This window comes from Aeromicrobium sp. CnD17-E (assembly GCF_024124745.1).
GTDB lineage: Bacteria > Actinomycetota > Actinomycetes > Propionibacteriales > Nocardioidaceae > Aeromicrobium.
This window is the reverse complement of the sequence record NZ_JAMXRU010000027.1, coordinates 1-20242: the sequence shown is the minus strand read 5'-3', so window position 1 is coordinate 20242 and position 20242 is coordinate 1. Positions and strand designations below refer to the sequence as shown.

Below are 20242 nucleotides of genomic sequence, written 5' to 3'. Positions count from 1 at the left end.
TCAGGCACGGTCCGCGCTCGTGCGGGCCGTCTCGTGTCCTGACGGTGACCTCGACCCACGGGACGCGAAGCGTCTCAGGCTCACCACGGCATCTCCCGACCGACGCTGATCGTGCGCTCGCGCGGCAGCCGCAGGACGTCGACCGGGTCCGGGCTGAGGCGCACGAGCGTCAGGAAGATCCGCTGGCGCCAGCGCGGCATGCCCGACCGCGGGCTGAACGTCACGACCGGCACGGAGGTGAAGTAGATCGCGCGGTCGAGGTCGACGTGGTCGAGCTCGCCCTCCGCGAGCGGTATGGCCTGCTCCAGAACCGCGAGGAGGTCAGGCCTCTCCCGGTAGCCGAAGGTCGCGTGGACGTGCACGATGCCGTCGGTCGGGTCGTCCAGGACGTCGACGACGACGCGCTCGTCGTGCCGCACGGCGGGCACGTCCACGGACTCCCAGCTGAGCAGGACGGTCGTGGTGTGCAGGACGTGGTTGAGGTCGAGCATCGCGTCGAGCGCGATCGGCACGACGCCTGGCCCTCGGGTCAGGTAGACGGCCGTCCCGGGCACGCGGGCGAGTCCCGCCTCCGTCGCGCGGATGCGGGGCACGAGGTCCTCGACCGGTCCCTCGGCGTCGGCGCGGGCGGCCTCGATGCGCCGCTGGCCGGCCCGCCAGGTCGTCATCGTCAGCACGAGGATCGCGCCCATGCCGAGCGGGAGCCAGCCCCCGGACCGGACCTTCGGCAGGTTCGCCGCGAGGAAGACGAGCTCGACGAGGAGGATGGCCGCGCCCACGAGGAACCCAGGCGACACCCTGCCGTCGCGCCGCCAGCGGTAGGTGAGGTAGAACAGCGTGGTCACGGTGATCGTCGAGGTGACGGCGACCCCGTAGGCCGACGCCAGCGACGCCGAGCTGCGGAAGACCAGCACGACCGCCAGGACGGCGAGGCCGAGGGTCCAGTTCACGGCCGGCAGGTAGATCTGCCGGGCGTGGTGCCGCGACGTGTGCGTCGTCCGCAGGTGCGGGAGGAAGCCCAGCCGGGACGCCTGGTGGACGACGCTGAACGCCCCGGAGATGACCGCCTGCGAGGCGATGATCGTGGCCAGCGTCGCCAGGACCACCATCGGCAGTCGGGCCCAGCCGGGCACGATGGCGAAGAACGGATTGCCAACGGCCGTCGACGAGCCGGCGACCGCTGCCGCCTGTCCGAGGTAGCTGAGCACGAGCGCCGGCAGGACGACGAGCACCCACGCCCTCGCGATGGCCCGGCGGCCGAAGTGCCCGAGGTCGGCGTACAGCGCCTCCGCACCCGTCACCGCCAAGACGACGGAACCGAGCGACAGGAACGCGATCAGCGGCTCGTCGCGGAAGTACAGGACGATCCAGTGCGGCGAGAGCGCCTCGAGCGCCGAGGGCTCCTTCGCGACGGCCAGCGCACCCCACAGCGCGGTGGAGGCGAACCACACGACCATGACGGGCCCGAACAGCCTGCCGATCCTGCCGGTGCCGAACCGCTGGATCACGAACAGGCCGACGAGGACGGCGAACGCGAACGGCACGACCACGTGCGACCACGACGGGTTGAGCAGCTCGAGCCCCTCGGCCGCCGACAGCACCGAGATGGCGGGGGTGATCACGCTGTCGCCGAGGAACATCGCCGCGCCGAAGACGCCCAGCAGGCTGACCACGGTGAGCACGCGACCCGGCGCCAGCCGCTGGCGGAGCAGTCCGACCAGCGCGAGCAGACCACCCTCGCCGTCGTTGTCGGCGCGCAGGAGCAGGCGCACGTAGAGCACCGTCACGATCAGCATCATCGACCAGACGATGGTCGAGACCATGCCGTAGACGAGTGGCCGCGCGACGGCGCCGCCTCCCGACGTGTCCGCCTGCAGGACCGCGCTCATCGCGTACAACGTGCTCGTCCCGATGTCGCCGAAGACGATGCCCACCGCACCCAGCACCATGAACGGTCCGCCCGAGGGCCGCCCTGCACTCCGCTCTGTCACGGGCTCGAGCGTATGTCGCTAGGCGACGATCGCAGGGGAACTGCGACGTACGCCCGCCCGAGCGGGCGACGTGGGGTGCCGTCCGTCACCAGAGAGTTGCCGACCCGGAAGTGATCAACTCGTAGCCGAGATAGTAGGAGACCACCGGACCGAAGTATCCGAAGAAGAGTGCGGCGCCGGGCCGGACCGTGCAACCGATCGCGTCGGCGACCCACGCTCGTACTGCGTCGGGGATCTTCGGCACGTGAACCTTCAAGGCCAGTTGACCAGTAGCGGCATCAACGAGCCTCTCGATGGCTTGACGCCGACCAGCTTCACGCGCGCGACACAGATCGACAGACAGCCACATGCCCGCGAACCACAAAAGCAGCACCAGCGCCACGACGAGCGGGGTGAAGAGGACCTCGTTGAACACATCCGCCGCAATCGTTGCGTGCTCGTCCCACGACTTCTCGACATCGATACCGACGAGGGCACCGTAGGTTGCCGTCACGCCGATCATCAGCGCACCCACGACCGCACGCAGCAACCACGTGCTGCGAGCAGCGAACGCATTCATCGTCGAAACTGGCTGCGGAACGGGCAAGAAGGTCGTCACGGCTAGCGTCACGATCCAGCCGCCAACGAGCACGAACAAGGCGGCGATGCTCACCACCTTCGAGCTCCCGCAACAGTAGATGAGAAAAACACCCAGCCCCACGAGCGCCGCCATCCACCGCCCCGGCGCTAGGAGCTGAGGGTAGGCGTTGCGCGAGAATGAGAGATCGTCCGACACGCTCGAGAACGTCATGAGACGGGCTGACAGTTTTCTGGTCCAACCGCCGGGCCAATCACAGCCCGCGAACTAGAGCGGCCCGCATCCCTGAGTGGCTCAGGCGACGAGTAATGCGTGTGAACGTGGGCGTCACAGTCGCAGCAGGTGGCGCGCGGAACGCCGCGGAAACGGCGGACGCTGCATGCGGAAACCATGCGTTCCCTTCGACCGCGGACCACTGTCTGAGCTCCGACCGCTCGGGAGGCTCGACACCGCTACGAGTCGTCTCATCGAGCCAAGGTCCTGCGCGATAAGCTCAGACCCCGTACACAGCCAGTGAGTCGTCCAAGGAGCTCCAACACGGACCACCGAGGATCAACGACTGTCCCTCGTGATGCTGAGCAGCGTGCGCACCAGGGGGTGCCAGGGCCTGGTCGCCGGTCCGGTGAGGACGAGCTCCCGCGTGACGGTGTGAGCCAGCGGTGTCATCGTGAGCGACGTCGGGAGCATCGGTTCGGCCAGGGTCGGCATGATCGTGACCCCGAGTCCCGCCTCGACCATGGCCATCAGGGTGGTGAGCTCGCGAACACGTTGGGCGGGCTGGTAGGCCAGAGCGGCCTGACGGTGGAGCCCCTTGATCTGTGGTTCACATCCCGCAGTGGACGCCAGGAGGGGATCCTCCAGCAGGTCAACGAGTGCGACGGGTCGGGTTCCGGCGAGTGGGTGGTCGGTGCGGGTGACGGCACGGAACTCGTCGCACGCGAGGGTGACGTGCTCGTCCGTGCGGTCGGGGTCGATGAGCACCGCCGCATCGGCGGCTCCGGTGTCGAGCCAGCCGGCTACCTCGGCGTCGTCTCCCTCGAGGAGGCGGACGCGGATGCCGGGTGCGTGCGTGCGCCACTGAGCGAGCAGGTCGGGCACGATGCGGTGGCCCGCGGTCGGGGTGATCGCGAGCGTGATCGTGCCGATGATCGAAGCCTGGGAGGGGGTGGCCGCCTCGAAGGCTTCGGCAGCGGCGAGGCACGCTCGTGCGTGCGGCAGCAGCCGCGCACCGTCCTCGGTGACGGTGCGTCGCGCTCGGTGCACCAAGGGAGCGCCGACGTGGCGCTCCAAGGTGGCGAGGGTGTGCGAGACCGAGGACTGGCTCATGCCGAGTGCGTCGCCGGCTGCGGCGAAACCGCCCTCCTCGACGAGCGCGACGAAGATCCTCAGCTGCTTTAGTGTCGCTCCCACAGCGTCCCTTCATGCATGTGCCTCATGTGCACGTGAACCTTATCTGTTTGATTCATGCCCGCGAGGGCGGCGATGCTGGCGAAGAGAAGCGAGGGTCACGTCAGCGAGAAGGAGTCCACATGACCGCGAAGGGCCGTGGGTGGGTGCCGGCGCAGTTCGCCGCGCTGGCGTTGGTGTGGGGCGCGAGCTTCCTGTTCATCCGGGTCGCCCTGGACGGGCTGTCGCCGGTGCAGGTCGTGTTCGGCCGCCTGACCTGCGGGGCGCTCGTGCTCGGAGCCGTCATGGTGGGCACCAGACGGCGCTGGCCGCGCGGGGTCGAGGTGTGGGGCCACCTGACGGTGATCGCCGTGCTGCTGTGCGTGGCTCCGTTCCTGCTGTTCGCCTGGGCCGGGCAGCACATCGACTCGGGTCTGTCGAGCATCTACAACGCGACCACTCCCCTCACCACGCTGCTGGTGTCGTTGGCTGTCCTCCCCGACGAGCGCCTGACGCGCACCCGCGCGTGGGGTGTCGTGATCGCAGCTCTCGGCGTGGTGGTCGTGGCGTCACCTTGGTCGCTGCTTGCGCAGGACGAGGGGTCCGGCTGGGTCTCGCTGACGGCGCAGGTCGCGTGCCTGGGCGCCACCACCTGTTACGGGCTGGCGTTCGTCTACAGCCGCCGGTTCCTGCGCGGCTACCCCTACGACGCGACCACGATCGCCGCCTCCCAGATCGGTGTCGCGGCCCTCCTCACGGCCGTGTTGATGCCCTTCGCGGGCACGACCAGCGTCGAGCTCACCGTGCCCGTCGTGGCGAGCGTGGTCGTACTGGGCGCCGTCGGCACCGGCATCGCGTACATCTGGAACACCCGCATCATCCAGGCGTGGGGGGCCACCCTCGCGTCGACGGTCACCTACCTCACCCCTCTCGTCGGCGTGACGCTCGGCGTCCTCGTCCTCGGCGAGAGCCTGCACTGGAACGAACCTGTCGGGGCAGCCTTGGTCATCGTCGGCATCCTCACCAGCCAAGGGCGCCTGCGGCACATGACTCTCAGGGCACCTCGGCTACGACGCGTCGTCTTCTACGGCCGAAGGTCGGACACCGCCGACGGCCCATCGCCCAAGCATCAGGGGCAGTGATCCCCGCTCTCCGTCACAGCGAGTCGATCAGTCTGTCGAGGCTGCGGTGCAGGGCGGCTCGCGCGTCCTTGGTGTCGGCGGCATCGACGATCCACAGGACGCCTTCGTTCATCGCACCGGACAGCAGATGGGTCAGGGCTTCGGCGTCCTCCCCACCGGTCACGACGCCGACTGCCTCGCGCAGCTCTCGCATGGATGCGGAGGCGTCGAGGTCTCGCCACTGTGACCACCCCAGGACGGCGGGTCCTTCCACGAGGAGGATCCGCGCTGCAGGGTCGTCAGTGATGGCGTCGACGAAGGCGTGGCAGCCGGCTCGCAGTGCGGCCCGGGGATTGTCGGCTTCTGCGTCGGCGCGTGCGACGACGGAGGCTGCGACGCGCGCGTGCCCGGCGCGCACCACGGCCCGGAAGAGTCCGAGCTTGTCAGCGAAGTGGTGGTAGACGGCGCCACGCGTCACGCCAGCGGCTCGAGCGATCGCGTCCAGGGATGCGCCCTGGAAGCCGGAGCGCACGAAGGCCTCGGTCGCCTGGTCGAGGATGGCTTCGAACGTCAGAGCCGCTTCTGCGGCGGAGGCTCGGGGCACGGGGCTTCCTTTACATGCAGAGTGTATGTATCGTCTTATACCTACACATTGTACGTAACGGAAGGCAACGTCATGCACAGCTTCTATCCGGTCATTCAGACCAGCGAGCCGACACGGGTCGCCGCAGTCTTCGTGGAGCTCTTCGGCTTCGAAGAGACTTTCACGACCGACTGGTACGTCAGCCTACGTCGCGGCGAGCACGAGCTCGCCGTCCTCGACGCGACTCACGCGACCATCCCGCCCGGGTTCCGGGATGAGTGTCGCGGCATGCTCCTCAACATGGAGGTCGACGACGCGAGCAGCGAGTACGAGCGCCTGCGATCGACCGACCTGCCGATCCGCCTCGGGCTGCGCGACGAAGCCTTCGGCCAACGGCACTTCATCGTCGAGGTTCCGAAGGGCATCCTCGTCGACGTGATCGAGGAGATCCCACCGTCGGCGGAGTTCGCGGCAGCGTTCGCGTGACTGTCGCCTTGATCCCGGCCAAGCCGCCCTCCCCCGGTACGTTCGAGGCATGACGCACGCAGTCCTCCAGTACACCTATGCTGACGACTATCTGGAGTCTCGCGAGCGATCCCGGTCGGCGCACCTCGTTCTCGCGTGGGCGGCCGTCGAGCGCGGAGAGCTGGTGCTTGGCGGTGCGGTCGGCACAGGGCCGTACGAAGGGTTGCTCGTCTTCCAGGGCGACGACCCGGTGGAGCTAGCGACCCAGTTCGCGCTGGCAGACCCCTAAGTGACGTCAGGACTGGTGGCGTCGTGGACGGTCCGGCCCTGGGCCACCGTCGTCGGCGCTGATGCCGCGGCGCCCGTACGACCGTGAGCTGACGTCGTCGCCGGACCCCACACCGCCGACCGCCACCGACGATCAGGTTAGCCTACCCTTATGACTCGACCTGCGTTCACGCCCCGACGCCTCGCCGCAGCCGTCGCCGTGGCCCTCGCCCTCCCCCTCGCCGCCTGCGGCTCGTCCTCCGACGACCCCTCCTCCGACCAGGCCTGGACCTACACCGACGACCTCGGCACCAAGCTCGAGCTCGACAAGGCGCCTGAGCGGATCGTCGCGCAGTCGTCGGTCGCCGCGGCCCTCACCGACCTCGGCCTCGGCGACAAGATCGTCGGCGTCTTCGGACCTCTCAAGAACCCCGACGGCGACGCGGACCTGCAGGCCGTCGGCCTGGACGTCGACGACGTCGTGGACATCACTGGCAAGGGTGAGTACGGCGACCTCGACCTGGAGAAGCTCGCGGAGCTCAGACCCGACGTCCTCCTCACCAGCACCTACGTCGAGCCGACGCTCTGGTACGTGAACGAGGCGACGCAGAAGAAGCTCGAGGGTACCTACCCGATCGGCGTCATCTCCTACGAGGGAAAGACGCAGGAGCAGATCTTCGACAGTGCTGAGAAGCTGGCCGTGGCACTGGGCGCCGACCGGGAGGACTTCGCCGAGGGACGTCGCGCGTTCGCGCAGGCCTCGACGCGCCTGAAGGCTGCCGATGCCGCACTCGGTCACCCGACGTACGAGGCCGTCTCGCTCACCCCTGAGCTGTTCTACGTCTCCAACCCCGACGCCAACCCCGACCTGCAGTACTACCGCGACGAGCTCGGCCTCGACATCGTCACGCCGAAGAAGCCCGACCTCGACGAGGGCGGCTACTGGCAGTCTCTGAGCTGGGAGAAGGCCGACCTCTACGACGCGGACTACGCCCTCTGGGACGCCCGCGGCGGGTCGGCGACACTCGAGAAGCTCCGCAGCGAGCCCGTCTGGGGCAAGACGACGGCCGCCAGGAACGACGCGTACGTCCCCTGGAACTCCGTCGGCCCGCCCAGCCCGCAGGGCCGCGCCGCCATCATGGACCTCTTCTCGGAAGAGCTGGAGAAGAAAGCGTCCTGAAGCCTCGTAGCGGAGATGAGCCGGACCCTCCTACGGCTGGCGCGACAATGATCAGCGGCGGGCCCCCACGACAGCCCGACACACCCGGCTCAGTCCCTCCGCCGCCGGTCCCGGAACAGAGCCTCAACGATGTCGAAAGCGCCGACGATCGCGACGACGACGCCGAAGGGGCGGCCTGTGAAGATCAGGAACTGCTTGTCGGGAATGGTGAGCGCCACGACGACGCCCACGACGACGAGCGTTACCCCGAGCAGGATCTGTGCTGGCTTGGTCATTCCTCGACGCTAGGTGCCGTGATGTGACGGTCGCATCGTCCAACGAGCCGTGAGGGACTCGTGCTTTCGGCGCAGCCGGATGTCCGTTCGGTCACTCCGCCGCACGCGGGCTCGCGTGCTCGTGGCTCTGATGCTGTTCATCCACCGTGCGTGACACCGAACGGCCCGACAGTTCATCTGAGGAGCTCGCCGTACTCGACGAGGTCCGTCAGTCCCACGGCCCCCGCGGTGATCGTCGGGTCGCCAGCAACAAGGGCGTCGGCTTGCAGCGTGGCCACAGCGAGGTACTCGGCGCGAGCGACGTCGTCCCAGTCCAGCCGCCGTGCAAGCTTCCACGCTGTGGCTCGAGACACCCGGTCGCCGAGCAGACGGACTTTCAGGGTCGCCAACGCTTCCAGCTGCGCGCGCCCAGCGGCGTCGCTCAACGCTCCCTTGCGGACCTCGCGATACAGGAGGGTGAGGACGTCGCTGCGCAGCACCGCAGGACCCACCAAGCGGTTCCGCAGACCGATGCTCGGATCATCCCGGATGATCTGCAGCGCCGTCACCGCGTCGATCGCGAGGCGCCGTCCATTCAGATCGCTCATCACACCACTCCATCTCGATCAGCGGGCCGCATCAAGCGCCCCCGGTAGCCGTGCTCTCCGAGTCGTCGACGGTGGGTGCCGCTTCGGCAAGGAACTGGACCAGCGCGTCCTTGCTCGTGGCAAGGCAGGTGATCTTGGCGTCGAGGTCGGCGATCTGGTCGCGGACCATGCCGGCGAGGATGTCGTCGCACGCACTGGTCCACGCCGTGGCCCCGCTCCGGCGGTCGAGGACGATCTTGACGAAGCGGGTCGGCACACCCGCGCCGATGAGGTCGCGGATCATGACGACCTGATCCAGGTCCATATCGGTGTAGTCGCGATACCCGTTCAGATGCCGGGTCGGTCGCAGGAGTCCCTGCTCCTCGACACAGCAAGACCGCGACCGGCGTGGTGGCCACGACCTCCAGACGATGCAGGGCCGCGAGAGCACGCGGCTCTCGTCGTGTCGAGGGCCGATCGTCTCGCCGTCTCACGTGTGCGGTGCTGCACGTCCTTGGGTGGGCTCAGTCGCGGTCCTTGGGAAGTGGTCTCCGGTAGATGATGCCCAACACGGCGGCCAGGGTGTTGAGGCTCATCAGGTACCCGAAGAGCTTCCAGTTGAGGGCGTTGTCGGTGACGAGGGCGAGCACGCCGATGAAGATGAGGGCGAGGATCGCGACGATCACCCATTGGATGACGTAGAGACGAACTACCTGGGAGGATGTGCGCGGGGTGGACGTCATGGTGTCTTCCTCTCCAGAGTCCTTGAAACGGGCGGCATGACAGCCGGCGGTTGCGGGTCAGTCAAACGACTGCGGGCATGGTCGTCAGAACCGGGCGATGTCCCTCGTCGCGGTGAACGAGGGACATCGCCCGGTGCCGGTACGTCAGGTGCGGCGCCGGCGCAGTGCCAGAGTCGACCCCAAGGCGATGGCGAGGACGCCGGCAGCCAGGAGGCCGAGCTGCGGACCGCCCGCGTCCGGCAGCGGGGCCCCGTCGCGTCCGGGCCTGGTCAGGCCGGTGCCGGTGCCCGGGTCGGGCGTGCCGCCGTCGTCGGGCACGGTCGGCGTCGGGGTGGGCGTGGGTGTCGCAGCCTTGACGTTGACCAGCTCGCCGGCGTCGCCCGCCGGGTCCGCCGCGGACAGGGTGGCGGTGAGCTCGCGGTCGGAACGGACGTAGCCGTCCGGGGCCTGCGCCTCCACCACCGTGTAGGTACCCTCGGCCAGTCCGGTGAGCGAGAAGTGGCCCGGCCTCGTGTCGCGGTCGCCAGCCCCGTCGTCAGCGACCGTGGCACTGAAGTTGTTCGGCCCGGTGACCGTGAACGTGGCACCGGCGAGAGCCTCGCCGTCCTCGTCGACCTTGGTCCACGCGAGCGTGCCCTGGTCCCCGGTGCCGCCGCCGCCCTGACGGACGTAGCGGATCCGGTCGGTCGAGGTGCTGTCCTGTGTGCCGAAGGTGTTGACGATGACGTCCCCGGACGCGACGGAGTCGTCGACCGCGGCCTCGTAGATGTAGCGGTAGGCGATCGTGCCGTCGGTCACGGCGTCCGGGATGGTGACCGTGAACCGGTGGTTCGCGGGATCGTCCGACAGCGTCCAGGTGCTCGAGTCCGTCAGCGTCCAGTTCTGGGAGCTGTCGGACTGGTAGACCTTGAAGGTGGAGGCGACGATCGACGTGCGGGGGTCGTACGTGTCGGTGACGGTGGTGCCGTCGTCGAGACGGCTGCCGCGAATGGCGGCGTCGTACAGGATGTTGCCGTTGTCGCGCAGCGTCGAGGTCTTGACGGCGGCGTCGGCCCAGCCGCTCTGACGAGGCGTGATCTCCGTGTCGGTGTGGATGATGCGCCCCTGGCCCGTGGTCCAGTCGAGCCCCGAGCCGTTCGTGGGCTGGGCGCCGACGAGAGGCACCGTCAGCTCACCCTGCACGTTGGACGCGGTCGCGACGTAGTCGGTGAAGGTGCAGGTGGCGCGAGTCTGCTCGATCACGCAGTTCGCGATGACCGAGCCGTCCGGAGCACGCAGCTGCTGGGTGCCGGCGATGCCGGTCACCTGGGACGGGATGCCCACGGTGAACGTGTCGCTCGGCTGGGTCCCAGCAGGAGCCTGCCAGGTGATGCGCGCCTCGAGCCCGTCACCGACGAGCGCGGAGGCGGGCGTCACTGAGATGCCGGTGACGGCGTCGCGGTCCGCGGCATTGGCGCTGCTGGTACTGGCTGCGACGAGACCGGCTGCAAGGACGGCCGCGAGCGCGAGGAACGCGGCGACCGGCCGTCGCCAGAGTGTGGTGTCCATGATCCCCCTCGTGGGTGTGATGCCTTGGTCGAGTCGCCGCGGCGCCGGTCAGGAGTCTAGGAAGGCGTTCACATCACGCGGAAGTGGTACAGATGTTCATTCTCATGTGAGTTCGGCCTCATCGCGCGGTGTCGGGGGCTGGAGAGTCGCGCCCGCCATAAGAGCAGCCGACACCTTTCGTCACGCATTGGGGCGTTACCGTCGGTCGGTATGTTTCGACGGGCGCTGTCCTCAGGTCGTTCGTGGACTGCGTGCCCGCGATACGATCTCAGAGTTGTTGACCCAGCCGCGTGTTCCGGCCGAGCACGAAAGGGCTGCTTGCGGGGCGCTGACCTGGAGCACTAGCGTGCTGGCATGACTCGTACGATCTTCCAAGATTTCAAGTCGCTCGCCCCGCTCGCTGCGATCGGGCTCGCGCTCCTGACCGGGTGCGGCGGATCGGACGACGACGGCTCGTCCGCGGACGCGTCGGCTTCTCCGAGTGCTTCCGCCGCTCTCCCGAGCCTCGACCCGGCGAACCCGTGCCCGGCCCTCGTCGGCGACGACGGGCTCGTGGATCGCGCGCTCGCCGGGGCGGACCTTTCGCACGACGAGCGCCAGTCCCTCGGGGAGGCGTTGTTCCCGGTGGTGTCCTCCGGTCCGAAGAACCTGCAGGACCCGGTCGGACAGCTCGTCGACTACCTCGACGACCCCGAGGCCTACCAGCCTCTTGACGGCGGTTCGGACGATGAGGTCACCGCAGCGGCGAAGGCCATCCGGTCCGCCTGCTCCTGAGCGAGGTCGCCGGGCGGAGGGTCCGCTCAGACTCCGTCGACGTTCGCTCGCCGGGCCGAGGTCCAGGCCCCACGCTGGGTCGCCCTTCGGGCCCAGCCTGCGCCGACGACAGCAGCCACGGCCTGCGCGGTGCCCGCCGCGACGAGCACGGTCCCAGCTCCGACCCAGCCGATCACGGCTCCTCCCAGCAGCAGGCCGACGGACGTCCCTCCGGAGTGCATCAGCAGAAACAGCAAGGACCTGGGTCAAGGACCGAGCACCCTCACCCCCGTCGCCAGACCCACGAGTCCCTTCCTCCTCCCCCATTAGCCGGCAAACCGGCTAACGCCCTCCCAGGCACCCCCGTGCCTGGGAGTCACACCAATCAGAGAGAACGACCATGACGAAGACCGTCACCAAGCTCAGCCCGCTCGACCAGGCCCGCAAGGACCATGAGGCGGCCGAGCTGAGCTTGACCGAGGCCCTCAACCACCTCGAGGGCAACCGGGACGACTGGGCCGAGCTCGCCCACACCATCCAGGCCACCGGGAAGATCCCCAGCGGTCCCAACCTCGCCGAGATCGACAACGCTATCGCCGAGGCCGAGCTCCTCGTCACCGGCATGAGGGCCCGCCTCGCGGCGGCCTCCGACAACCTGGCCACCGCCATCGCCGACGACGTCGAGGCCCGCGTCCGCGACCAGCTCATCCCCCTGCGCACCATCGACCAGGACAACCCCCACGTCGTCGCCCTGCGCGACGCGGTCAACGCGCTGATCGCCAACACCAACGAGTCCAACGCCATCCTGGCCAGCGTGCTGGAGGACCTCAGGCCGCACAGCGACACCTTCACCTACGACAAGTTCAACCCCACCCCCCACAACCAGCGCATGTGGTTGCGCCGCCACGACGGCAAGACCTACCTCGCCCCCATCGGCGTGGCCATCGCGGGCGTCGGCACGTACAAGACCGCCGATCCCGACAAGGTCGTCACCGATGCGATCACGATGATCCTGAAGGAGTCCGACATTCAACTCGCCGCCCCCATCGAGGTCCGCCGCAAGCGCGCCAGCTAGTCCCCGCGGCCCCTGCCCGACCTGACATCGGGCAGGGGCTGGCAGGTTGTCTGCTCGAAAGGAGCCGCGGGCCTCGACTCGGAAGTCGGTCCTAGACAGACGAGTCGAAGGAAGGACGACCGATCACCTGATTGAACACCCGCGCGAGGTGCTCAGCTACGTTCGAAGCAGCGGCATCCACCGAAGCCACGGTTGTCTCACTGTTTCTTCTCAGGAGCAGCGCATCGCGACTCGGCAGTGGAGTGAACTCGTAGGCGAAGCCAACCCTGCCGATCGGCACATACTGTCTTGCGTCCAAGGGGCGCTTGTTGCGGATACTGACGAAGATTGAGACTGCCGGGTCGTCGCCGAGTAACGCCCTGCTCGCCGTCGTTGCCGTCGCAACGTGGAGAAGCAGATCGCGTTGCAATCCACCGGTCCCGATCTTGGCGATCCACACGTTCTCGTACCGCCCCTCGCTAACGAACCTCAATTCGTCTTCCGTGGCGCCGCCAATGTTGTAGAGATTGAGGCCGTGGAGGAGAAGGTGCGGGGCTAGTTCGGACAGGAAGTCCCCCAGCAGTAGGTTCCACCGCTGGTGTACTGGAAGTCGCGAGTCTTGAAGCTCGGCCTGCAGCGCGTCGGCCGCATCCTGTGGCTGTGCCAGGTCGCGCACGGAGCGGCTAAGCACGTCTCGGAAGACTCTGGCGAGCGGGAGAATGTCACCACCAGAATCCGATTCAGCCAGAGCGCTGATGTACGCGCCACGATCTGCGCCGGCTCGCACGATGAGCGGTGGAAGGTCACCACGTATCAGGATGAGATTCGACAGTAGGCGAGCGATCCTTCCATTCCCGTCGTGGAACGGGTGGATGTGCGTGATCCATGCGTGCGCCACAGCGGCTCGCCAGACCGGCGCGAGACTGGTCCGCGCGAGCCAACTCGTCAGCTCACCCATGGCCTCGGGGGTGTCTGAGGGCGCGACCGGCACATGAGCGGACCCCTCGATCTCGTTAAGCCAACCCTTGTACTGTCCGCCGCGCCGGTCCCCAACCATGATCAGACGGTGCAAGTCCTTAACGTCGGTTCCGGTGATCGGCCGCTGGCGGTCCGCGCAGAAAGTCTCCGCGAGAACACGAGCGGCTCCAAGACCAAGGACGTCCCTGACTTTCGGCTCCGCCTGGAGACAAGCGTGCACAGCCCCCTGAGCGACCGAAACGCCGGCCGTTGCAGTGAGTCGATTTCGTGTCAGTAGACGGTGCGTCTGGGCAAGGTCGGGCCCAAGCCCTTCCAGTCGGTTGCTCTGATAAATCTCCACGGAGCGCTGCAGTCGCAGCAACGATCCAACTCGTCGACCAGTGGCTTGCGCCGCCTCATGTTGCCCGCGCAGTTGTAGAGCAGCAAGCCGCGGCAGGAACGATTTCTCGAGGTAGCCGAACTGCTCGACGGGTAATGAGTAGGGCGATCCTCTCAGCCCAGCTTCGACAGCACCGAGGTCGAGACCAACCTCCCGCAGGTCGGGCTTCTCAATCATGGGAATGAGATTGGTCTGCCTTCTTCCCACAGCGTGACCCATGAAGAGCGCAGTCGGACCCACACCCCGTCGGCGATCGTACTGACTGCCGTCGGTCCAAGGTTTGTCAGTTGATGAGGGTCGGCTCGCTCTTCGGTTAGTTGCCTTTCGGAGGTTCGGCAACGCTGGCGTCGACGCGAACTCGAAACGGAGCCAGTCCGCTCCCATGGACTCGACGTCAGAACTTGCACTCTTCACGAAGAACCCACGACTCCAGAGCAGGTCAAGGACTTCGCTGGAAGTCGTGCCAAGTTCCCTAGCGAGCTCGTGGACCCGCATCTCCTGCCCTTTCGTCGCGTCGTCTGCTTTAGCCAGCAAGGCGGACACCGATTCCAGTATGAGCCGTCGTGCAGACACACCTCGGCGTTCGGGAACGACTTTGGAACCGTGGCAAGTTCCTCGCTGCTAAGACCACCGGTCCCCAGCGCCAGCGCCCAACGGGTCGTACCCCAGGGCTAACAAGGTGTCGATCTGGAGCGGAAGACCGACTGATCGGGCGCTGCGGTTGCCTAGAACACCGTCCTCCGCGTGATCGTCCTTGTGACTGGCGCACACGCCAACGACCGGACACAGCTATCTCCGATTGCGCCAGAGGTAGCCCGCAGACGTCCAGATGTAGAAGATCGCGACCACGAGACCAAGCATTGCGACGACTCCTGTGAGACTGACTGGCCGGTTGTTCGCCAGCACCAGGAGCCAGGAGCAAAGCAGCAGCAACCCGAAGAAGAGATTCACGCGAGCTCGCATCAACGTTGTCGACCTACTCTCGCGCGTGATGACCGGTTCGGCCGTCTCAGCCAGCACCCTCGATCTTGAGGCAACCTGCACTCCGGGAGCACCCACGGAGAAACCCCGCCGCTGGTGGCAACGGAGACGTTAAGTTCGACCGTCGATGTAGGTGTTGCGGTCAATCTCGATCAACGACAGCTCGAACACCGCATGATACGGATTCCTCTTCACCTTCCTGACGGGCGTTGCGAGAGACCGCTCCCAGTGCCTTCCACCCGCGTCCGTGAACGTCATCGAAATCTCTGGGTCGAGCGCGACTACGGTTGTTCCCGCGTGCGAGCCGTCATGCACCGTGAAGCTGAGATCAACTTTCTCGCCAGGGGCGAGATCCCTGATCACGTACGCAACGTTGTCCGGGAACCATTGACTGTCTTCGGTGACCGCTACACGGACGTTATGGGCGATCTCGTCGCTATGGTTATGGACCGTCACGAAGGTGATGTTGACGTTCTGAGCCAGCAGGTATCCGTCATTGTTGCCAGATTTTATGGCGAATGATCCACGCTCCGCGTAGCCAACGGTCACGTCAGCGACTGCGTCCTTCGGGAAGTCCTGGGATCTGGTCCACTGGAAGTAGATCCGTCTGGCCTGTGCCTTCTGGTCGTCCTCCTTGGCGCGCGAGTAGACGCGCGCCGCCAGGAGAAAAGCAGCGGCTCCGCCCACTCCTCCGACCCACTCGGGTGCACTACCCCAGTCCCACGAGCTCATGACATTCAGGCATCCGCCGTACATAGGGAAACGGTAAAGGAACGCAGGTTTCTGGACCTGCACCTGACATCATTTGGATATGAGCGAAGACGAGCGCCCAACCTGCTTCATTGCCATGCCGATCACGACGCATATCGATGAGGCGAAGTTGTACGGCGACTCAGAACACTGGATTCACGTCCGGGAAAGCTTGTTCATCAAGGCGATCGAATCGGCGGGGATGCGTCCAGTCCTCCCCGTTGCGAGCGGGGCAGACCTGATTCACGCGCGGATTATCAAGAACTTGATCGAATGCGAGATGGTTCTGTGCGACCTCAGTGGACATAACCCGAACGTCTTCTTCGAGTTGGGAGTCAGGACGTCTCTCAACCGGCCGATTGCGCTAGTCAAAGATGAGCACCTGAGTATCCCGTTCGATACCAACGGCATCAATGTCCTCACCTACGCATCTGATCTACGCCCATGGGGAATCGAGAACGCTATCGACGCCCTGAGCGAACACATCAGTGAGAGCGTGCGGACCTGTGCCGGAGAGAACCCACTGTGGAGTCGCTTCGGGCTGACCTTAACCGCGGAGTCGCCGGTCACTGATGAGTCACCCACCGAAGCGAAGATCGATCTGATGGCGGAGCAGTTAGCTACCCTGCTCGCTGCCCAAGAGACGAAGAACAGGGTATGGAACCCAGACAGTTCGAGTTTCTTCAGCGCGGGTCTCGGGATGCCCAAATCGGACGATGAGGGGGTCTCCATCCGTCGTCAGTCGCTGGTCCGCGACATCAGCGCAGATCTCCGGTCGAAGCACCCATCGGCGAGGTTCGAGGTGAGCACTACCGCGAACGGGGAGGTTACGATCCGGGACTTCGACGGTGCGCTCGACAGCGCGGAGCGAGAATCCTACTTCGACAGGATCGAGGGAGCCGGGATGCAACTGCGCCTCGTCTCCTACTGACTACCCTTTGCGGATTCCCCCTGTCCGGAGGTCCCGACGTCAAACTAAGAACGCAGGAGCGCGAAGACGACGGTCAATCCCATGCAGGCCAGCAGGAGTCTCCGAGCAGGTTTGGGTGACGTCCCGCCCACCTGTTGAATCCGAAGGGCCGCGCCACTCCCCTCCTCGCCGCTGCGCCAAGTCGCATTCTGAACTGCCCAAGCTCGGCGAAACACGCAAGCGATCATTCCGAGGGACTTGAGTTGCCTCCTCTGAAGGTTGAGCGCACGCGCCAGTCGTCCCACTCCGGCGGCTCAGACTGGGACGTCCCCGGCACGAAGGGAAGGCGGTCTACGACATCCACCGCCCGGTCGGTCAAGTCGACAGGCAGTCGAAGGTCTAGGTCAACACGTCGAGCTCGCAGGAGAGAGGAAGCCGCCGCATCACTCCTGAAGGTTCGCTCAGCCTTCAACCTAAACTCCCCCGGCCCGCTCACCTGGACTCCACTGCGACCAAGTACCTCGATGTTTCCAGCGAGCGACGTCTTTCTGCCTAGGTCGGACCAGCCGTCGTAACGGAACGATCCGAAAAGCTCGAAGCCCGGTAGGACGAGGGCACCTGCGGAGGTCCGCAACCTCAGCACCTGTCGGTGCTCAGGAAGATGCACAGCCGAAAAGGTCGAGAGGTAGACCTTCAAGTCACACTGCACCCGAAGGTCGCCCGCGACCCGACCCTGGTGGTGGGTTCGGCCGGGCCTCGGCGAGAACTCCGACACGACTACGGACCCGCTGACCATCTCTGCTCGTGGAACCTGCGCTTCGGCCACGAGAGCACGGATCATCTCGGAGCGGCTCGCCGTTCGTGTGGAGTTACCTTCGCGCCATGGGACTTCACTAGTCACTCGTCCCCCGCCCTCAGTAGCCACGACATAGGGCGCTCTGTCGGTAGAAAACTGGAGTGCCATCACATCCTGCCCTGGAGCAACGCTCACCCGAAGTAGGGCCATCTCGGGAGGCACCTCGATGAAGTGCCTACGGACCGCAGCCCACCAGTCTGCCGGCTCCGTCCCCCCGGTGCTTCCGATGCGACCCGTGCGTTCCTCCAGCCCGATGATCCACAGGATGTTTTCTCCACCCGCCGCATTGGCATGTCCCGCAACCTGGCGCGCCGTCTTCAGCGACGCGTGGGGCCACTGCGCCTTGAGTTCCACAAGATCGTCCTCAACCTGACGACCTCGTCGTACCGCCTCCACGATGGACAGGACTCGTGCTTCGCGCGCCTGCAGCTCCATGGGTGAGGTCTAGCAGATTCCTCCGACGGAGACCGGCTATCACGCCACGGATGTCTCAACCGCTCATGGCGCAGATCGACGGACCAGCCGAGGTCAATGAGCCTCCTGACCGCCCAGATACCGCCGGTCCTGCAGTCCACGCGAAGAATGAAGTCGTGCCTTCGCGAGAGCTTACAGATATTTCAACCCGTTGACTTTTCACTATAACAGTGAGATCGCTACATAGCGCCAGAGAGGACACTCGAATGCCACGACCACCTAACCCGCCCTACACGCTTGGTGCCGTCACGACGAAGGCCCACCCGAGCAACCCGAGCCTGGCGCAGGCGCGCGGTTACTACAGGGACGCCCTCAAGCGGCGGGTGGACGTGACCGCCAGCGGCAAGACCGCTGCTGCCGCTAAGCGCGCTCTGCACGCGAGGGTGGATCAGGCCCGCGCCGAGCACCGCGGCGGGGACGCGGTCCTCAACCAAAGCACTTCGCTCCCGCGCGCTGCTGAGGTGTGGTTCGACTCCAAGCAGCGCGAGGACCTCTCGCAGAACACGCTGCGCGACTACCGGGGCTACATCGACCGCACTATCAAGACCGGCCAGCTATCCCGACTGACACTCTCCGAGGCGAATGACGTGGCCCGCATCGAGGCGTGGCTCACCGAGGTGGCGGACTATCGGGGAGCGACTGCGGCGCGTCAGGCTCGCAAGGTTCTATCTGGGATCCTCGGGCTCGCAGAACGGCGCGGCGCTCTCGCCTCCAGCGTGATGCACCGCGTGAAGACCCCTGGCACGAAGCCCGGCACGGCGGGTGACCGCAAGTGCTCGGACACCGACTGTGACCACGAGTGCGGGAAGCGCCACCTCGACACGGCGCGCGCCTTCACACGGGCGGAAGCTCAGCGCGTCCAGGAGGTGGCAGACCGCGCCGCTGCCGACGTGGGTGACCTTGCCGCGTTTCTGTTGGGCACCGGCGCGCGGATCTCCGAGGCCCTGCACCACACAGCGTGGAACGACGTCGACTTGGAGTCTCGCACCGTGCGGGTGCGTGGCACCAAGACCTCTGAGGCGGACCGCACGCTCGTCATGAGCAAGCCCTTGACCGAGAGGCTCCGCCACCGTGCCGGGCTGCACGGTCAGACCGGCCTTGTCTTCGGCATCACCTACTTCACCACGAAGGCTGGTCAGCCACGCGACAGGAACAACGTCAGCAAGGCGCTCCGACGCGTTTTCAAGGCCGCCGAGGTCCCCTGGGCAGGAACGCATACCTTCCGACGCACGGTGGCCTCCTGGCTGGACGAGGCGGGGGCGCCCCTGGCCGAGATCGCCAACCAGCTCGGACACGCAGACATCAACGTCACCGCTCGCTACCTGGGGCGGCGCACCGCGCCGAGCCGCGCGGCGGACATCATGCTTCTGCCCTCAGATAAGCCCACGCTTTCGCTCGTTGGTGGTGAGTAAACGCGGACTCACCGCTGACGAGGCGAAAAACAAGGCCCGGGATCCGTTGAGATCCCGGGCCTTTTAGTAGCGGGGACAGGATTTGAACCTGTGACCTCTGGGTTATGAGCCCAGCGAGCTACCGAACTGCTCCACCCCGCGTCGCACGTAGAACATTACGCCACGGTGAACGGGGATCCAAATCGGGGGTGTGAGACGACGCTCACAGGGGGTCTCTCGACTCGCGGGACCGTCCAACCGCTCCTACCGTCATGGGGAAAGGAGTCGTCGGTGATCGCAGGTCGGTACAGGCTCGAGCGCGAGATCGGTCGGGGTCGCTCCACCAGCGTGTGGGCGGGCCACGACACCCTTCTCGACCGTCGGGTGGCACTGAAGAGACTGGGGTTCTCCCCCGGATCCGACGAGGTCGACGCCGCACGCGCCGAGCGCGAGGCGAGGCTCGCGGCACGGGTGCACCACCCGCACGTCGTCTCCGTCTACGACCTCGCCGACGACGGTGACTTCACCTGGCTCGTCATGGAGCTCGTCGACGGACCGACCCTCGCCGACCTGTCGCAGCACGGGCCCGTCGACCTCGAGCGAGCCGCCCGCCTCCTCGCGCAGGTGGCCGACGCGCTCGCCGCAGCCCACGCCGACGGGCTCGTGCACCGCGACGTCAAGCCGTCGAACGTCTTCGTCACCGGCGACGACGTCGCGAAGCTCGGCGACTTCGGCATCGCCCGCCGCGAGGACGACGAGGCACTCACGCGCACCGGCCTCATCACCGGCTCGCCCGCCTACCTCTCCCCCGAGATCGCCCGCGGGTCCACCGCCACGGCCGCGGGCGACGTCTGGGCGTTCGGCATCACCGTCTACCGCGTCGTCACCGGCTCGGCGCCGTACGACGTGGAGGGCGACGACGTCGTCACCGCCGTGCAGAAGATCCTCGACGCGCCGGCCCCTGCGCTGCCCGCCGAGCACCCGCTGGCCCCCGTGGTCGCCGCCGCGACCCGC

21 protein-coding genes and 1 tRNA gene are annotated in these 20242 nt (G+C 66.6%); 9 read left to right on the top strand and 13 right to left on the bottom strand.

The genetic code is table 11. The features are described 5' to 3' along the window. Positions 1 to 80 precede the first annotated feature (80 nt). The 3 genes from NH339_RS07605 to NH339_RS07595 all read right to left on the bottom strand — a co-directional run bounded on the left by NH339_RS07605 (position 81) and on the right by NH339_RS07595 (position 3978). Positions 81 to 1991 carry a potassium transporter Kup gene (locus NH339_RS07605; RefSeq protein ID WP_253024043.1) on the bottom strand — a complete coding sequence of 637 codons (1911 nt, stop codon included), beginning with the start codon at positions 1989 to 1991 and terminating at the stop codon, positions 81 to 83. An 85-nt stretch (positions 1992 to 2076) separates the two neighbouring features. After that, on the bottom strand, positions 2077 to 2781 hold the full coding sequence (locus tag NH339_RS07600; RefSeq protein WP_253024041.1) for a hypothetical protein: 705 nt from the start codon (positions 2779 to 2781) through the stop codon (positions 2077 to 2079). Positions 2782 to 3120: 339 nt separating this feature from the next. After that, positions 3121 to 3978 carry a LysR family transcriptional regulator gene (locus NH339_RS07595; RefSeq protein ID WP_253024039.1) on the bottom strand — a complete coding sequence of 286 codons (858 nt, stop codon included), beginning with the start codon at positions 3976 to 3978 and terminating at the stop codon, positions 3121 to 3123. Between the two features lie 119 nt (positions 3979 to 4097). On the opposite strand from NH339_RS07595, the gene NH339_RS07590 reads away from it, so the two are divergent. Beyond that, positions 4098 to 5096: a DMT family transporter gene (locus NH339_RS07590; protein ID WP_253024037.1), complete on the top strand. Its 999-nt coding sequence runs from the start codon at positions 4098 to 4100 to the stop codon at positions 5094 to 5096. A 13-nt stretch (positions 5097 to 5109) separates the two neighbouring features. Here NH339_RS07590 and NH339_RS07585 read toward each other — a convergent pair whose 3' ends face one another. Continuing rightward, complete coding sequence (locus tag NH339_RS07585) at positions 5110 to 5679, bottom strand: TetR/AcrR family transcriptional regulator (RefSeq protein ID WP_253024029.1); 570 nt, start codon at positions 5677 to 5679, stop codon at positions 5110 to 5112. Positions 5680 to 5700: 21 nt separating this feature from the next. On the opposite strand from NH339_RS07585, the gene NH339_RS07580 reads away from it, so the two are divergent. From NH339_RS07580 to NH339_RS07570, 3 genes are all read left to right on the top strand, one after another. Further along, positions 5701 to 6144: a VOC family protein gene (locus tag NH339_RS07580; RefSeq protein WP_253024027.1), complete on the top strand. Its 444-nt coding sequence runs from the start codon at positions 5701 to 5703 to the stop codon at positions 6142 to 6144. Between the two features lie 49 nt (positions 6145 to 6193). After that, on the top strand, positions 6194 to 6412 hold the full coding sequence (locus tag NH339_RS07575; protein ID WP_253024025.1) for a hypothetical protein: 219 nt from the start codon (positions 6194 to 6196) through the stop codon (positions 6410 to 6412). Between the two features lie 150 nt (positions 6413 to 6562). Next, complete coding sequence (locus tag NH339_RS07570; protein WP_253024023.1) at positions 6563 to 7570, top strand: ABC transporter substrate-binding protein; 1008 nt, start codon at positions 6563 to 6565, stop codon at positions 7568 to 7570. A gap of 89 nt (positions 7571 to 7659) precedes the next feature. Here the strand turns inward: NH339_RS07570 and NH339_RS07565 are convergent, their stop codons facing one another. From NH339_RS07565 to NH339_RS07545, 5 genes are all read right to left on the bottom strand, one after another. Then, on the bottom strand, positions 7660 to 7845 hold the full coding sequence (locus tag NH339_RS07565) for a hypothetical protein (RefSeq protein ID WP_253024021.1): 186 nt from the start codon (positions 7843 to 7845) through the stop codon (positions 7660 to 7662). Positions 7846 to 8018: 173 nt separating this feature from the next. Continuing rightward, positions 8019 to 8432, bottom strand: a complete 414-nt coding sequence (locus NH339_RS07560; RefSeq protein ID WP_253024019.1) for a hypothetical protein — start codon at positions 8430 to 8432, stop codon at positions 8019 to 8021. 31 nt (positions 8433 to 8463) lie between these two features. Then, on the bottom strand, positions 8464 to 8862 hold the full coding sequence (locus tag NH339_RS07555) for a MerR family transcriptional regulator (RefSeq protein ID WP_253024016.1): 399 nt from the start codon (positions 8860 to 8862) through the stop codon (positions 8464 to 8466). 73 nt (positions 8863 to 8935) lie between these two features. Continuing rightward, entirely contained in the window at positions 8936 to 9154 is a 219-nt protein-coding gene (locus NH339_RS07550) for a hypothetical protein (protein ID WP_253024014.1), read from the bottom strand. Positions 9155 to 9298: 144 nt separating this feature from the next. Continuing rightward, positions 9299 to 10702: a SpaA isopeptide-forming pilin-related protein gene (locus tag NH339_RS07545; RefSeq protein WP_253024012.1), complete on the bottom strand. Its 1404-nt coding sequence runs from the start codon at positions 10700 to 10702 to the stop codon at positions 9299 to 9301. A 354-nt stretch (positions 10703 to 11056) separates the two neighbouring features. Between NH339_RS07545 and NH339_RS07540 the strand changes: the two genes are divergently transcribed. Together NH339_RS07540 and NH339_RS07535 are read left to right on the top strand one after the other, a co-directional pair. Further along, positions 11057 to 11476, top strand: a complete 420-nt coding sequence (locus tag NH339_RS07540) for a hypothetical protein (protein ID WP_253024010.1) — start codon at positions 11057 to 11059, stop codon at positions 11474 to 11476. Positions 11477 to 11855: 379 nt separating this feature from the next. Then, a complete protein-coding gene (locus tag NH339_RS07535) occupies positions 11856 to 12530 on the top strand; it encodes a hypothetical protein (RefSeq protein ID WP_253024008.1) in 675 nt (224 codons plus the stop codon). Between the two features lie 91 nt (positions 12531 to 12621). Here the strand turns inward: NH339_RS07535 and NH339_RS07530 are convergent, their stop codons facing one another. Next, entirely contained in the window at positions 12622 to 14409 is a 1788-nt protein-coding gene (locus NH339_RS07530; protein WP_253024006.1) for a translation initiation factor IF-2 N-terminal domain-containing protein, read from the bottom strand. Positions 14410 to 14958: 549 nt separating this feature from the next. After that, positions 14959 to 15603 (bottom strand): hypothetical protein, encoded by a 645-nt coding sequence (locus NH339_RS07525; RefSeq protein ID WP_253024004.1) that lies wholly within the window; start codon positions 15601 to 15603, stop codon positions 14959 to 14961. Positions 15604 to 15658: 55 nt separating this feature from the next. On the opposite strand from NH339_RS07525, the gene NH339_RS07520 reads away from it, so the two are divergent. Beyond that, entirely contained in the window at positions 15659 to 16528 is an 870-nt protein-coding gene (locus NH339_RS07520; protein WP_253024003.1) for a hypothetical protein, read from the top strand. Positions 16529 to 16751: 223 nt separating this feature from the next. On the opposite strand, the gene NH339_RS07515 is transcribed toward NH339_RS07520, so the two are convergent. Continuing rightward, positions 16752 to 17798, bottom strand: coding sequence for a hypothetical protein (locus NH339_RS07515; RefSeq protein WP_253024002.1), 1047 nt, complete (start codon positions 17796 to 17798; stop codon positions 16752 to 16754). A 245-nt stretch (positions 17799 to 18043) separates the two neighbouring features. Between NH339_RS07515 and NH339_RS07510 the strand changes: the two genes are divergently transcribed. Then, entirely contained in the window at positions 18044 to 19249 is a 1206-nt protein-coding gene (locus NH339_RS07510; protein ID WP_253024001.1) for a site-specific integrase, read from the top strand. Positions 19250 to 19316: 67 nt separating this feature from the next. On the opposite strand, the gene NH339_RS07505 is transcribed toward NH339_RS07510, so the two are convergent. Beyond that, a tRNA-Met gene (locus NH339_RS07505) sits at positions 19317 to 19390 on the bottom strand. Positions 19391 to 19519: 129 nt separating this feature from the next. On the opposite strand from NH339_RS07505, the gene NH339_RS07500 reads away from it, so the two are divergent. Next, positions 19520 to 20242: serine/threonine-protein kinase (locus NH339_RS07500; RefSeq protein ID WP_253024000.1), on the top strand; the 723-nt coding region annotated here is incomplete at its 3' end.